The organism is Leisingera sp. ABD4_442, from assembly GCF_056160905.1.
Window position 1 is genome coordinate 1 of the sequence record NZ_JBSWYB010000030.1, and the last position, 13,806, is coordinate 13,806.

The following is a 13,806-nucleotide window of genomic DNA, read 5'->3' on the forward strand; positions in this document are numbered from 1 at the left end:
TGTTGTTTTGTTTTTCCTCCCCCCCCTCCCCCCCCCCCCCCCACGCCCAACGGGAGGAAGGTATTTTCAATACCTGACGACGGGCGGGAGCACACTCCGCACTGCAAAGCGCATAGCTAACGCCGGGCAGGATCAACGCAGCACCATGCCCTCGGGCCAGCTCAGCGTGGTGTCCAGCTGGATGGTCTCGCTCTCGCCCGCCGCCAGCTCCAGATCCCAGGCCAGGATGCCGCGCTGTTTCTCCACGTTCTCCTCGGCAGGCCGCGGCTTCGCACTCCACGCGATTTCCAGATCGTCCTGCTGCGAATAGGGCACCCGGTCCAGCACCCGCACCGCCCAGTCCTGCGCGGTCAGGTTCTCCACCGTGATCTCCACCTTCTGCACCTGCGCGTTGCTGCGCGAGATCAGCCCCTGCCCGCCTTCGCTCTGCCCCAGCACATCGCGGCTGAGCTGCAGCCCTTCGATAGGGCCGAACCCGGCATCCATCTCCGCCCCCGGCGCCAGCCCGGCAAAAGGCTCCACCGTGACCAGCTTGCCATCGACAAACCGCGGCACTTCGTCCGAAGCCAGCAGCTGCTCGCCAAAGATGTTGGTGAAAGTGGCGACGCGGTAAGCAGTCTCATCCTGCGATGGCACCGCCACCGCCTGCACCTCCGCCTCCACCGTCAGGCTGTCCATTTCCAGCCGCAGCAGATCGGCGCCGGAGGCAACCGACACCGGCAGGCCGAAGCGGTGGGTGGCAGCGGCGCCCTCCAGATCTGCACCCCAGCTGCCTTGGGCTTCTTCAAGCAGGACAGGCGCTTCCACCATGGGTTCCGCCAGCGCAGACATCTCCGCCGCATCCTGCGCCATGGACTTCAGCGCCCGCGGCGGTGCGGGTTCCTCGATCCGGCGCAGCCAGGGGTACAGCGCAGACGGGCTGCCCTGCCCGCCGGGCACCGCAGTCGACAGCGTCAGAGCCACATCCTGCCAGTTCTCGCCGGTGTCCTGCACCAGCGTCACCGCGCGTTTCACGACCACCTGACCCGCATCCCCCGTGCTGAGGTGCATTTCATAAGACGGCTGCCAGCCGATATTGCCCGCGCCCGTGGTATAGTAGCTGACGCTCAAGGCACCCTCGCCCGCCTCCTCTGCCTCGATATCCACCGCGATAAACAGCCGCTCCTCATCCTCCAGCGCGATCGCAGCCAGCGCCGCCCGGGCCTCTGCCAGTTCCTCCTCCAGGACGTCCAGCTGCAGCTCGATCCGCCGCGCCTCAGCCTCAGCCGCCACCGCCGCCTGGCTGGCGCCCGCGGCCTCCTCGGCGATCATCCGGGCAATTTCACTCAGCGCTGCCGCATCCGCCTGGGCCAGCCCCTCATTGCCGCCCAGCTGCTGCAGAAAGCCGATGGAAGCCTCCGCCGCCCGCACGACGGCGCGCGCCTGTGCAGCCTCATCGCGCACCGCGGCTATCCGCGCCTCCACCGCGCGCACCTGCGCCTGCGCCGCCTCCACCCTGGGATCATCGGCATCGCGCGGCGGCACGTCATCTTCGCGCAGCAAGGTGGCAACACGGCGGGCACCGGCGATCTCGACCTGCAGCGTTTCCAGTGCGGCCGTTCTGGGCACATTCTGCAGGATCAACCGGTGGCGGCCCTGCGGCAAGGTCAGCGCAGCGCTGCGGGTGACTTCCGCCAGCCCCGGATACAGCGTCACCTCTGACACTTGGCTGCTAACGGGAATGGTCTCTGCGGAGGCGGCTGAGGCTGCCGCCAGGAAATAAGCCATCAAGGAAAATCGCATTGGCATCTCTCAATCAAAAAACAAGGCGGGCCGGAACTGCCCGCCTGATGCCAAGCCTAGCCGTCAGGACAATCCCAGGCCAGCGGGTTCAGGCCGCATGGGCAGAACACCGCTCCGGCTGCGACGGACCGAAGCGCAATTCCAGCTCATCCGTGTCGATCCCAAGATCCTCGCAGGAGGAGATCGCAGCCAGGCTGACCGCATCGCAAACCCACAGATCGCCGTTGCGCATGCGCAGGCAGATCCCCTTGCGGCGCAGGCCGCGGCAAAGACTGAACCAGTCGCCGGCCGCTGCAAAGGCCATCTCCATCTGGCGGCCCAGTTCCGCCGCGGACACGCAATTCAGCATTGGCCTGGGCGGGGGGCAGGCCGCGGCAGGCTGCCGCGGGGCAGGACTCTGCCGTGCCCGCAGCGGGCCGAACGACGGGAACAGCGGTTCTGCGGGTGTGGCGGTGCTGAAATCCAGGAGAGCGTTCATGGGCCTGTGTCCTTCTGTCTGATGCGGTTTCTTCTGCTCCTTCAAGGTAGCGAAGCCCCGCCCGCCCCGGCAGCCGTGCAAAAGAAAAGGGGCCGCCTCTTCCGAAGCAGCCCCCTCGCCAAAAGGATATAAGGCTTAGCCTTTCTTCAGAACCTCACGCCCCAGCAGCTCGGCAATCTGCACCGCGTTCAGTGCCGCGCCCTTGCGCAGGTTGTCGCTGACGCACCACAGGTTCAGGCCGTTTTCGATGGTCGAATCCTGGCGGATGCGGCTGATGAAGGTGGCAAAATCGCCCGCGCATTCCACCGGCGAGACGTAGCCGCCCGGCTCACGCTTGTCGATCACCATGATGCCCGGCGCCTCGCGCAGGATGTCGCGGGCCTCGTCCTCGTCCAGGAACTCCTCGAACTCGATGTTCACGGCCTCGGAGTGGCCGACGAAAACCGGCACGCGGACACAGGTTGCGGTGACCTTGATCGACGGGTCGACGATCTTCTTGGTCTCTACAACCATCTTCCACTCTTCCTTGGTCGAACCGTCTTCCATGAAGACGTCGATCTGCGGAATGACGTTAAAGGCGATCTGCTTCTGGAACTTGTTCGGCGGCACGTCGGTGGTGGGGTTGTAGACCGCCTTGGTCTGCTCCCACAGCTCATCCATGCCGTCTTTGCCCGCACCCGACACCGACTGATAGGTCGACACCACGACGCGCTTGATCTTCGCACGGTCATGCAGCGGCTTCAGCGCTACAACCATCTGCGCGGTGGAGCAGTTGGGGTTGGCGATGATGTTCTTGTTCTTGTAACCGTGGATCGCTTCCGGATTGCACTCCGGCACGATCAGCGGGATCTCCGGGTCATAACGGTAGAGCGAGGAGTTATCGATCACCACGCAGCCCGCGGCCGCGGCCTTGGGGGCGTAGACTTTGGTCGCCTCGGAGCCCACGGCGAACAGCGCCATATCCCAGCCGGTGAAATCAAAGGTGTCCAGGTCCTTGGTAGTGAGTGTCTTATCGCCAAAGCTGACTTCGGTGCCGAGAGAGCGGCGGCTTGCCAGCGCAGCGATCTCATCCACGGGGAACTGGCGCTCGGCCAGGATGTTCAGCATTTCGCGGCCCACGTTGCCAGTGGCGCCAACGACGACGATGCGGTAACCCATTTGTCTGTTTCTCCAGTCTTGCCCGGCCCCATGGCCGGCGCGGGAGTGATAATGGTTCCGCGGCCAAGTTTAAAGGCCTGTATCAGTCCATGCTGTCGCGGCTGAGCAGATAAATTGCGCATCCCAGTGCCAGACAGGCTAAAAAGAACGTGAAAATCCCCGTATAGGGCAAGGATGGGTCCGCTCCGGCCATTTCCGCGTGAAGGCGGCCGGTGGCGAACTGCATGATTCCCACCCCGCCGATGCCAAAGAGATTGAGCAGCGTCACCCCCCGCCCGGCCAAATGCGGCGGTACAAAGGCGCGGCCATGGGCCATGATCACCGGAAAGGAGGCGCCGAAGAAGCCGACCGCGGCCATCATCACCACCGGCATCCAGACCGGCCCGCCCGTGGCCAGCACCAGCCCGCCCAGGGCCGCACAGCCCAGAAGGTTGCCGCCCAGAATCAGCCATTTACGGGTGCCCAGCACCCGGTCCAGCGGCCCATAGGCAAAAGTGCCGGCAATCATCGCCGCCCCCATCGCCAGCGTCGCCAGCCCCACGTCTTGGGTGCTGAGACCATAGACATCATTCAGATAGGGCCCGATCCACAGCCCCCGCAGCGCACCGGAGGGCGCATAGGCCACCAGCATCAAGGGGAAGATCGCCCACATCACCGGCATCTTCAGCAGATCCAGTACCGAACCCTTGTGCTCCCCTTCCGGCTTGTCCGGGTCTGAAACAGTCAGGAATATCCCCGCCGCCACCGCAACCGACACCACCGCCAGCCCCGCTAGCGTGCCGCGCCAGCCGAACAAATCCACCGCCAGCGCGGTCGGGTAAGACGCCACCAGATTGCCCGCAGACCCAACTCCCAGCATCAGCGCCGCCAGGGTGGCAAAGCGCGCCGGCGGGTACTGGCGCGCAAAGATGTAGTATGAGGCCATCAGCACCGGCGAGCAGCCAATACCGATCAGGAACATGGCAATGCTCACATGCAAAGGCGCCGTTGCAGCCGCAAACAGCACCGCCCCGCCGCCGCCGCCCAAGAGCAGCAGCAAGGCCGCCGTCCGCCGCGGCCCGGCGTGGTCCAGCGCCCAGCCCACCGGCAGTTGCATGGCCGCAAAGGATAGAAACCACATGCCCGAGGCAAAGGCGAGATCATCCGGCGCCGCACCGATATCCTGCCCCAGCACCCCCGACAGCACCGCCAGGAAGGCGCGGAAGAACTGGCTCAGCACATAGGCCAGGCACAATAAGATCAATCCAGCCTGCATTCTCCGCCCCCAAGCTCTGCACAGTTTTTCGTGACTGCCGCACAGCTTGCATGTTTGGCCCCGGCAAACAATTTGTTTAAGGTCGCGGCACCGCGCCAGGGGGCAGAAACTCATGACAACAGACACTTTCTATGCCAGCCTCCCCAAGGTCCGCGACTTTGGCGCGCTCTCCGACCCGTCGGTCTTTGCGCCGCTGCCCGGCGACTGGCTGCTTTGCTGCACTGATATCGTGAATTCCACCGGGCTGGTGAAGGCAGGCCGCTACAAGACCGTGAACATGGTCGGCGCCGCGGTGATCGCCGCCATGCGAAACGCGCTGGAAGGCGAGGCCTTTCCCTATGTCTTCGGCGGCGACGGCGCCTCTTTCGCGGTGCCGCCCCGCCATCGCGATACCGCTCAGCGCGTTCTTGGATCCTTACGGACCTGGACCGAAGCCGAATACGGCATCTCCCTGCGTGCCGCAGTGCTGCCGGCAGCAGTAATCCGGGATGAGGGTCTGGACGTGCAGGTCGCCCGCTACGCGGTGTCGGACCACGCCGATTTCGCCATGTTCAGCGGCGGCGGCCTGGCCTGGGCCGAGGCGCAGATGAAAGCGGGCGCCTTTGCAGTCGCCCCCGACCCGCAGGCAGATCCGCCCGACCTCGCAGGCCTTTCCTGCCGCTGGAGCAACACCCCCGCTCGCCACGGCATCATCCTGTCGGTGGTCGCCCAGCCCGCCCCCGGCACCAGCCCGCAGGACTTTACCCGCTTCGCCGCCGAGGTGCTGGATCTGGCCGCCGAACTGGAGGACAGCGGCCACCCGGTCCCAGAAGCAGGCCCCAAGCTGCAGTTTCCGCCCGCCGGGCTGACGCTTGAGGCCAAGGCCTCGCACGGGCGGCTTCCGGTCTTCCTGCGGCAGCTCCACCTGTTTTTTCACAGTGCCCTGGCCGGGCTGATCTTCCTCACCCGGCGCCCGGTGGGCGGCTTCGATCCGGTGCATTACCTGTCAATGCTCAGAACGCATTCCGATTTCCGCAAATTCGACGACGGCCTCAAGATGACGCTGGACTGCACGCCTGCAATCCGCGACCGCATCCGCCAGCGTCTGCAGCAAGCGGCGGACGCGGGCCTTGTCCGCTTCGGCCTGCACGAACAGGATGCAGCCATGGTCACTTGCATCGTGCCCTCCCCGGTCGAGGACGACCACATCCACTTTGTCGATGGTGCAGCAGGCGGCTATACGCAAGCAGCCGCCAATCTGGCGGCTGCATTCGGGATCAGCAAAGAAACGGCCTGACCTCAGACCGGGGCGAAGCTGCCCGCCTTCGGGTCATAACATTCCAGCCCGCCTTCGCCGATATCGGTCCACAGCCCGTGCAGGCTCAGCTCACCCGCCTTCACTGCCGATTCGATGAACGGGAAGGTCATCAGATTCTCCAGCGAGGCAACAACCGCCTGGCGCTCGAACTGGCGCGCCTGCTCAACCGGATCCTCAATATCCTCAACACCGCTGAACTTGGGCTTCAGGATCTCCATCCAGCGCCCGACAAAGCTGGTCTTCTCTTCCAGCTGCGGAGCCTGGCCCTTGCACATGTCGATGCAGCCCTGCACGCCGCCGCACTGCGAATGGCCCAGCACGATCAGATGCGACACCTTCAGAGCGGTGACCGCATATTCCACTGCCGCCGAGGTGCCGTGGTGGTCGCCATCGGGCGCAAAGGGCGGCACCAGGTTGGCGATATTGCGGTGAATAAAGAACTCGCCCTGGTCGGCGCCGAAGATCGAGGTCACATGCACCCGGCTGTCGCAGCAGGAAATCACCATTGCCCGCGGCCGCTGGCCTTCGGTTGCCAGGCGGCGGTACCAGCCCTGGTTTTCCTTATAAGAGGTGGCCTTCCACCCATGATAGCGGGTCACCAGGTATCCGGGCAGAGGTTTGGCAAATTCCATTGTCATGTCCTGTCAGCTTGCGTGTTGGCGGGCTTGATAGCCTGCATTGTCCGTAAATTCGAGAGATTTGAACAGAGCATGGAAACCTTTTGCAAACCTGTGGGGGGCACATTGGCTTTCGTACCGTGGGGGTACATAGACTTTGGGTGAATGTGGTGGCCAATATACTAACAGTAATGCACTCGGAAACGGTGCGCCTGGATCCTGACAAGCTTTCCGCGCTGTATGAGCAGCTCGGCGAGGCCGGTGCTGAGGACGTGGTATGCCGTGCAATTGAAGAAATGGCAGTCCGCCTGACGCATTGCGAGCGTCTGTGGCGCCAGAACGACATGATGAATCTGCGCAAAAGCGCCCGTTCGCTGATCGCAATCGCCGACCAGGTCGGCATGACCGCGCTGGCGGCCATTGCCAATGACGTGACCGAGGCGATTGATTCTGATGACGCGCCGGCCGTGGCCGCCATCCTGTTCCGGCTGATGCGGGTGGGAGAACGCTCGCTGACCGCGGTCTGGGACCAGCAGGATATGACGATCTGACGTTTGTGCAGCCCGCAGGGCTTGCAGGCCGCGCGGCGGCGGCTACTCTGGCGCATCAGAAATGATTGCAACCGGAGTTTTTTCGATGCCGCCAGTTTTTGCCGCTCCCGGCCCTGACGCCTGCCCTGTGCATGTCATCGCAAGCGATGCTTTCGACAGCTGGCTCTCAAGCCAGCCGCAGCGCGTTCAGGCCTGGGCATCGGCGCAGGGTTTCACCGGCGCTTGCGGCCAGGCCCTGACAGTGCCGGATGCTGATGGCGGGATCGCAATGGCCCTGGCGGGCTACGGCAGCGCCGCCCAGCGCGCGCGCCGCCGCTTCGTGCTGGCTGAAGCGGCGCAGAAACTGCCTGCGGGCACCTACCGCATCGCCTCCGGCCTGCCGGCAAAGGACGCCGCCAGCGAGTCGCTCGGCTGGCTTCTGACCGCCTATCGCTTCGGCCGCTACAAGGACGCCACGGGCGAAACCGCCGCCCTGCAGGCACCCGAGGGCGTGGATGCCGAGGCCGTGGAATCACTGGCCGCCGCCGAATGCCTCACCCGCGACCTGATCAACACGCCCGCCTCCGACATGGGCCCGGCAGAGCTTCAGGCAGCCGCCGAGGCTATGGCGCAGGAGTTCGGCGCCGAATCCTCTGTGGTCCTGGGCGAGGACCTCTTGGCGCAGAACTTCCCGCTGATCCACACGGTGGGGCGCGCCTCGACCCGCGCACCGCGGCTCATCGGCCTGCGCTGGGGCGACACCGGCCCCAAGCTCACCCTGGTGGGCAAGGGCGTCTGTTTCGACACCGGCGGGCTGAACCTCAAGCCCGGAAACAGCATGGCGCTGATGAAAAAGGACATGGGCGGTGCCGCCAATGTGCTGGGCCTCGCCCGCATGATCATGGCTGCCGGGCTGAAGCTGCAGCTCCGGGTGCTGATCCCGGCGGTGGAAAACGCCGTCTCCGGTTCTGCCTTCCGCCCCGGTGACGTGCTGATGTCGCGCAAAGGGCTGACGGTGGAAAACAACAACACCGACGCAGAGGGGCGGCTGGTGCTGGCCGACGCGCTGGCGCTGGCGGCAGAGGACACACCGGACATGCTGATCTCCATGGCCACCCTCACCGGCGCGGCGCGCGTTGCCGTCGGCCCGGACCTGTCGCCCTTCTACACCGATCACGAGGACGACGCCGCGGCCCTGGCCGTCAGCGCAGCCCGCACCGCCGACCCGGTCTGGCGGATGCCCTTTCATGAGCCTTACGAAGCCATGATCGAACCCGGCATCGCCGATCTGGACAACGCACCCTCGGGCGGCTTTGCCGGTTCGATCACCGCCGCCCTGTTCCTGCGCCGCTTTGCCGGCGATGCCCGCTACATGCATTTCGATATCTACGGCTGGACCCCCAGCGCAGCACCCGCCCGCCCCAAGGGCGGAGCGCTGCAGGGCGCCCGCGCGCTGTTTGCCGCGCTGCCGGACATGCTGGAGCTCTGATCTCATGGCTGACCTCCGCCGCACTCCGGTGAACGACCGTATCGCTGCCGCGCATCTGACAAACGCACCCGAAGGGCTGATCCGCCCCGAAGGCACTGCCGCCCGTATCGGCATCCCCGTCGCAGACCTCCTGCGCGCCCCAAACGGTCCCCGCGACCGCCAGCTGGTCTACGGCGAGCCGGTCACGGTCTACGAGGACCGCGAGGGCTGGGCCTTTGTGCAGGCGGCCAAGGATTCCTACGTGGGCTATGTGCCCAGCACCGCCCTGACCGCACCATTTGAGGCCACCCATTGGGTCAGCGCCCCGGCAACCCACGCCTATTCCGCGGAGGACTTCAAATCGCCCGAGACCCATGCTCTCAGCCACGGCAGCCGGGTGCAGGTTCTTGGCGCCGGCGAACGGTTCGCGGACACCAATCTCGGCTTCATCCCCGCCCGCCACCTGTCACCCCTTGGCGCCCATGCAGCGGATCCGGTGGCAGTGGCAGAACTCTTCCTCGGCACCCCCTACCTTTGGGGCGGCAACAGCCGCTTTGGCATCGATTGCTCCGGCCTGGTGCAGGCGGCGCTCCTGGCCTGCGGCACCCCTTGCCCTGGCGACAGCGATATGCAGGAGACCGAACTGGGCGAGCCTGTCCCTGACGCAGATTACCAGCGCGGCGACCTCTTGTTCTGGAAGGGACATGTGGCACTGGTGCGGGACGCCAGAACCCTGATCCACGCCAACGCCCATGACATGGCAGTGGCCATTGAACCCATCGGCGCAGCAATTGAGCGTATCGCGGCTCAGGGCGACGGCCCGGTCACCGCGCACAAACGGCTGGCCTAGGCCCTGCCGCCTGCCGCCGGCGGCAAAAATCTTACAAAGATTTTTGACCGGAATTTTGTGAAAATTCCGGTCCCCGCCCCGCCGCAAGCCTCGCGGCTACTCCACGGAGCGGATCAGCTTGCGCTCCAGCACCCTCAGCACGGTCTTCAGATCCGCCCCGCGCTTCAGGATATGCCCGTCCATGCCGACCACCGAATACTGACCCTGCCGCTGCCGCAGCTTTGGGCGCTTTTCGATCCGGTAGAGCGGATGCTCTGCCGTGCGCCGGAAAACGGAAAAAACTGCCAGATCACGCAAGGAGGATATCCCGTAATCGCGCCACTCCCCAGCCGCGACCATGCGGCCGTACAATGTCATGATGACCGACAGTTCCCGCCGGTCAAAGGCGACTTGCTGAGGGATGGGAGATCCGGGAAAAGGCTGCACCTGATCAAAGCTCATATATAAAAGGTTGCCCCATTCCCGCGGCAAATCAAGGTTTATCCCCTTCGAATTTTCGTGTGGTGCAGGATGCGCACAGATGCAAACGCCCTGTTTTGGCGCGTTTTCACCCGGTTCAAGCCGCCGCCAGCTCTCCGCAGTGCAGCCCCAGAATCTGCTCCAGCGCCGCCCGTCCGGGGGCGGTCAGCAAGAGTCCGCGCTTGTGCCGGTGCCGCTTGACCCAGCCGCTCTCCAGCGCGTGCTCCAGGATCTGCCGACCCATCGGCCCCGCCACATGCAGCTTGCGCTCGGTCCAGTCCAGGCAGGGCCGGGCGAAGGGCTGGCGGCCGGTCTTTTCCGGCAGCACCACCCCAAGTTTCAGCCATTCTCCGGCGGGTTCCGCGCGAAAGGCGCCCTGTTCCTCCACCAGCATCCCGCGGTCCAGAAAGGCGCGGGTCATCGCCACCGCCAGCGGCCCGGCCAGATGGTCGTAACAGCTGCGCAGCTGCGCCAGCCCGCCCGCCTTGCGCTGCTGGGCGCGGTGCAGGCTGTCGGCAGGCGCAATCGCTGCCAGCTGTTCCAGCGCGTGCGCCACCTCAGCGCCTGCCAGCCGGTGATAGACGCAGCGGCCGCGTTTTTCCGCCACCACCAGGCCTGCATCCTGCAACAGCCGCAAATGGGCGGAGGCGGTCTGCGGCGTTACCCCCGCCGCTGCCGCCAGCTCCTTGTTGGTATAGGCGCGCCCCTCCATCAGCTCGCACAGCATCTGCGTGCGGCTGGCGTCCGCAATGGCCTGGCCCAGAATGTCGAAACGCGGTGTGATCATCCCCTTACCCTATGCGGTTTGCGCAGGGACACCCAAGCAAAACCCTTCGCCGCGCGCCGAAGTATCTTTGCGGCCCCTCATGCAAACGACCCGTGGCAGAACCAGCCCGGCGACAGCGCGCCGCCGTGGGCAAAGAACAGCCACAGCCGCGTCCCGCAATCCGTCACCACCACCCAGTAATCGCGCACCCCGCTGCGCCACTCCGGGTCCTCCAGCCACCATTCGGGCGCAATCCGCTCCGGCCCTTCCGCCTCTGCCAGCGCCCAGTCGCGGCCGCGCCAGCGGAACTGTTCCGGCACCTGCGGCACATCCGGCGCATGGACCAGCTCAGGCCGCCACATGAGCAGCGGCCGGAGCCGCGGCGGCCGCGGCCAATCTCTGGCAGCAGGCTCCGACCAGGCCGCCGCCTGCACGGTGAAAGTCTTTTCCGGGATATGGCTCTCTGCCGGGTGATAGCGGGTGATCGCCTCCAGCCCCAGCCGCGCGCCGATACGGCCGATCAGATCCTCCAGCGCCGCATCATCCTCTTGCCGGGCCTCCTGCCGCGCCCGCGCCGCGGCGCCTGCCTGCAGGTGGCCCGCCGGGGCGCGCGCGTGAATGGCCTCCGCCTGCAAGACCTCCAGCCGCAGCATGTCGATGCCGTAGCCCGCGTCGATCTGCTCCAGCTTCATCTCCAACAGCGGCCGGATGCGGGCGGGATCGCGGCTGGCACGGGCCAGGCCCAGGGTCACCGCCTCCATTTCCTGATCGCAGCGGTGCGCCTCCAGCCGCAGCACGCGGGCGCCCTTGCCGCGCGCTTCCAGCCGGGCACACAGCCGCGGCAGCATCCGGCCGATGCCCGCCAGCAGGTCCTCCATCAGCCCGATCGGCTCCGGCAGGGTCAGCCGCACCGCAAAATGGTCCGGGCTGCGCGCGGGCGAGACCGGCTCCGGCGCGCTGCCCATCGCCTGATCCAGCCGCAGCACCAGCCCCTGGCCGAAGCGGCGCGCCAGACTGGCCCGCGGCTGGCCCAGCAGATCGCCGATCCGCCGCAACCCCAGCCGGTTCAGCTGCGCCACCGTGGCGCTGTCCAGCCGCAAGGCCGCCACCGGCAAGGGCGCCAGCGCGCCATAGGCCTGCCCCGCTTCGGCAATCCGCCCCAGCTGCGGCACCGCCGCCTGCAGCTGCGGCGCCGCGCCGCCCCGGGTCCAGTGGCGCCGCTTGACACTTTGGCGCGGGCTGCGCTTCTGCGCCCGCGCCCGGGTCGCGCGCGCCTCCTGGTCGATGGCATCGCCGGACCGGTCCGGCTCCGCCTCCTCGCCGGCATAGCGCGCCAATGCCCAGGCCGCGCCCAGGGTGTCCGCCAGCCCCATCCGCACGCTCAGACCCATTCCGGCGCAGTCCTGCCCCGCCGTCTCCATCAGCGCCGCCTCGCTGCCGAACAGATGCGCGCAGCCGGTCAGATCGACGGTCAGCCCGTCCTCCCCCGCCTCCGCCACCCAGGGGCTGAACTTGCCCGCCCAGCGCCTGAGTGCGGCCAGAAACGCCGCCTCCGCCGCGCGGTTGCGCGGCCGCACCGCCAGGCCCGCGCACATCGCATGGGCATCGCGCAAGGGCTGGCCGGCCTGCAGCCCCTCAGCCGAGGCGGCCAGGTTTAACGCGGAAATAACCTGAGTGTTGGACACTTCCTCTGCAACGGCCAGCGGCCCGGCAATGCTCCCGCGCTCCGCCCGCAGAATGCGTTCGGCGCCAAGGCGCGGAAACCACAGCGATAAGATGCGGCGATGGGGCATGGGCAGGTCAGGCAGCAAGGGCCGGGATGCGGCGGTTCACAGGGGTACAACAGCAGATGTTCTTATTTTGTTCTTATTGCTTGATTCGGTCAATCCGCACCGGGGCCGCCGGATGACCTTGCGGCGGCTCAAGATACTCCTGTTCGCAGCCCTGCTGACCGGCCTCGCCCTTGGCAGCACCGCACCTGTCACCGCCCGGGACAGCACCAGCAAGCATGTGACCCAGCGGATGGCGCTGATGGCCTCGCAAAAGGCCGCAATGGACGTACTCACCGGCATGATGGCCGGGCGCAGCTATTTCGACCGGGACAAGGCTCGCGCAGCCCGGCGCCAGCTGATCAGATCCACCGGCAGCATCCGCAAGCATTTCAAGAAACACCGGATGGATCCGCGCACCCATGCCCGGCCCGTGATCTGGACCTCCTGGAAGGATTTCAAGGACCGCGCGGACGCTGCCGAAGCCGCCGCCCGGAACCTAAACGCCCGCTCGCTGCCCGCCCTGCGCCGCACCCTGCCCAGCCTGATGCAAAGCTGTCTCAGCTGTCATGAGAGCTACCGGCGGACGCCAAACAGCTTCACCACCCATTGACTGGAAAAGGCGCCCCGCCCGCAGCGCGGCCTGCAAACCGGCCGCGCCGGCCGGACCGGCCGGACCTCGTCAGGCGCCGAACCGCGCCATGAAAGTGTCAATCGCGCCGCTGATCACCCGCTCGCGCTCGGCCTCGGAAAATTCCTCGTCGATCTTGAACAGGAACCGCAGGAAGATATCCGCCTTGCACAGCTCAATGAACTGCGCGGCGGCGAGATCGGCGTCTGCGATCTTCAGCTCGCCCCGCGCTGCCGCGGCCTCGATATAGTCGCGGATCTCCCCGTGCAGCACCATCGGCCCGCTTTCATAGAACATCGGCCCCAGCTCCGGGAACCGGTCGGCCTCGGCCACAAAGATGCGGAACAGCTGCAGGCTGAAACCGCCCAGCAGCACCCCATGCACCCGCTCCGCCGCCGCCCGCAGCACATCCCGCGGCCCGCAGCTGCCGGGCACAAGGTCCAGCGATGCATCCGCCTGCTGCACACAGGCAGAGCGCACCACCTCCATGAACAAGACCCGCTTGTCGGGGAAATAGCTGTAGAGCGTCGCCTTGGAGACCCCCGCCGACTTGGCGATCTTGTCGACGCTGGCGCCTTCGAACCCGTCTGCCAGAAAGACCTCACGGGCGCCGTCCAGGACCTGGTCGAATTTCCGGCCGGTGCGCAGGACGCTGGCTTGCTGGTTCATGCGGGCTCCGTTGGCTGCGTAGGGGTCTGAGCCTAATGTAGCCTGCACCGCTCTATTGCAACAGCAGAACCCGCATC

14 protein-coding genes are annotated in these 13,806 nt (G+C 66.2%); 5 read left to right on the top strand and 9 right to left on the bottom strand.

What is annotated here, in order from left to right; translation table 11 throughout:
* Window positions 1-132 precede the first annotated feature (132 nt).
* The 4 genes from ACXAHG_RS17890 to ACXAHG_RS17905 form a co-directional block, all read right to left on the bottom strand.
* Window positions 133-1,782, bottom strand: a complete 1,650-nt coding sequence (locus ACXAHG_RS17890; protein WP_475059482.1) for a DUF4139 domain-containing protein — start codon at window positions 1,780-1,782, stop codon at window positions 133-135.
* 88 nt (window positions 1,783-1,870) lie between these two features.
* Window positions 1,871-2,260 carry a hypothetical protein gene (locus tag ACXAHG_RS17895; RefSeq protein ID WP_475039751.1) on the bottom strand — a complete coding sequence of 130 codons (390 nt, stop codon included), beginning with the start codon at window positions 2,258-2,260 and terminating at the stop codon, window positions 1,871-1,873.
* Window positions 2,261-2,395: 135 nt separating this feature from the next.
* Window positions 2,396-3,418 carry an aspartate-semialdehyde dehydrogenase gene (locus tag ACXAHG_RS17900; protein ID WP_039185381.1) on the bottom strand — a complete coding sequence of 341 codons (1,023 nt, stop codon included), beginning with the start codon at window positions 3,416-3,418 and terminating at the stop codon, window positions 2,396-2,398.
* A gap of 82 nt (window positions 3,419-3,500) precedes the next feature.
* Entirely contained in the window at window positions 3,501-4,673 is a 1,173-nt protein-coding gene (locus ACXAHG_RS17905; RefSeq protein ID WP_475059484.1) for an MFS transporter, read from the bottom strand.
* A 112-nt stretch (window positions 4,674-4,785) separates the two neighbouring features.
* Between ACXAHG_RS17905 and ACXAHG_RS17910 the strand changes: the two genes are divergently transcribed.
* Window positions 4,786-5,949, top strand: a complete 1,164-nt coding sequence (locus ACXAHG_RS17910; RefSeq protein WP_475059487.1) for a DUF3095 domain-containing protein — start codon at window positions 4,786-4,788, stop codon at window positions 5,947-5,949.
* A gap of 2 nt (window positions 5,950-5,951) precedes the next feature.
* Here ACXAHG_RS17910 and ACXAHG_RS17915 read toward each other — a convergent pair whose 3' ends face one another.
* Window positions 5,952-6,602: a carbonic anhydrase gene (locus tag ACXAHG_RS17915; protein WP_475045165.1), complete on the bottom strand. Its 651-nt coding sequence runs from the start codon at window positions 6,600-6,602 to the stop codon at window positions 5,952-5,954.
* 176 nt (window positions 6,603-6,778) lie between these two features.
* Here ACXAHG_RS17915 and ACXAHG_RS17920 point away from each other — a divergent pair, with 176 nt between their 5' ends.
* From ACXAHG_RS17920 to ACXAHG_RS17930, 3 genes are all read left to right on the top strand, one after another.
* On the top strand, window positions 6,779-7,138 hold the full coding sequence (locus tag ACXAHG_RS17920) for a hypothetical protein (RefSeq protein WP_475045166.1): 360 nt from the start codon (window positions 6,779-6,781) through the stop codon (window positions 7,136-7,138).
* 85 nt (window positions 7,139-7,223) lie between these two features.
* On the top strand, window positions 7,224-8,606 hold the full coding sequence (locus ACXAHG_RS17925) for a leucyl aminopeptidase family protein (protein ID WP_475059490.1): 1,383 nt from the start codon (window positions 7,224-7,226) through the stop codon (window positions 8,604-8,606).
* A 4-nt stretch (window positions 8,607-8,610) separates the two neighbouring features.
* Entirely contained in the window at window positions 8,611-9,435 is an 825-nt protein-coding gene (locus ACXAHG_RS17930) for a C40 family peptidase (protein WP_475059492.1), read from the top strand.
* A gap of 96 nt (window positions 9,436-9,531) precedes the next feature.
* Here ACXAHG_RS17930 and ACXAHG_RS17935 read toward each other — a convergent pair whose 3' ends face one another.
* The 3 genes from ACXAHG_RS17935 to ACXAHG_RS17945 all read right to left on the bottom strand — a co-directional run bounded on the left by ACXAHG_RS17935 (window position 9,532) and on the right by ACXAHG_RS17945 (window position 12,453).
* On the bottom strand, window positions 9,532-9,876 hold the full coding sequence (locus ACXAHG_RS17935; protein WP_039185371.1) for a DUF2794 domain-containing protein: 345 nt from the start codon (window positions 9,874-9,876) through the stop codon (window positions 9,532-9,534).
* Window positions 9,877-9,991: 115 nt separating this feature from the next.
* Entirely contained in the window at window positions 9,992-10,681 is a 690-nt protein-coding gene (locus tag ACXAHG_RS17940) for an ArsR/SmtB family transcription factor (RefSeq protein WP_475059494.1), read from the bottom strand.
* A gap of 77 nt (window positions 10,682-10,758) precedes the next feature.
* Complete coding sequence (locus tag ACXAHG_RS17945; RefSeq protein WP_475039760.1) at window positions 10,759-12,453, bottom strand: Y-family DNA polymerase; 1,695 nt, start codon at window positions 12,451-12,453, stop codon at window positions 10,759-10,761.
* 112 nt (window positions 12,454-12,565) lie between these two features.
* Between ACXAHG_RS17945 and ACXAHG_RS17950 the strand changes: the two genes are divergently transcribed.
* Complete coding sequence (locus ACXAHG_RS17950) at window positions 12,566-13,042, top strand: c-type cytochrome (protein ID WP_475039761.1); 477 nt, start codon at window positions 12,566-12,568, stop codon at window positions 13,040-13,042.
* A 69-nt stretch (window positions 13,043-13,111) separates the two neighbouring features.
* On the opposite strand, the gene ACXAHG_RS17955 is transcribed toward ACXAHG_RS17950, so the two are convergent.
* On the bottom strand, window positions 13,112-13,729 hold the full coding sequence (locus ACXAHG_RS17955) for a TetR/AcrR family transcriptional regulator (RefSeq protein ID WP_475039763.1): 618 nt from the start codon (window positions 13,727-13,729) through the stop codon (window positions 13,112-13,114).
* Window positions 13,730-13,806 lie beyond the last annotated feature (77 nt).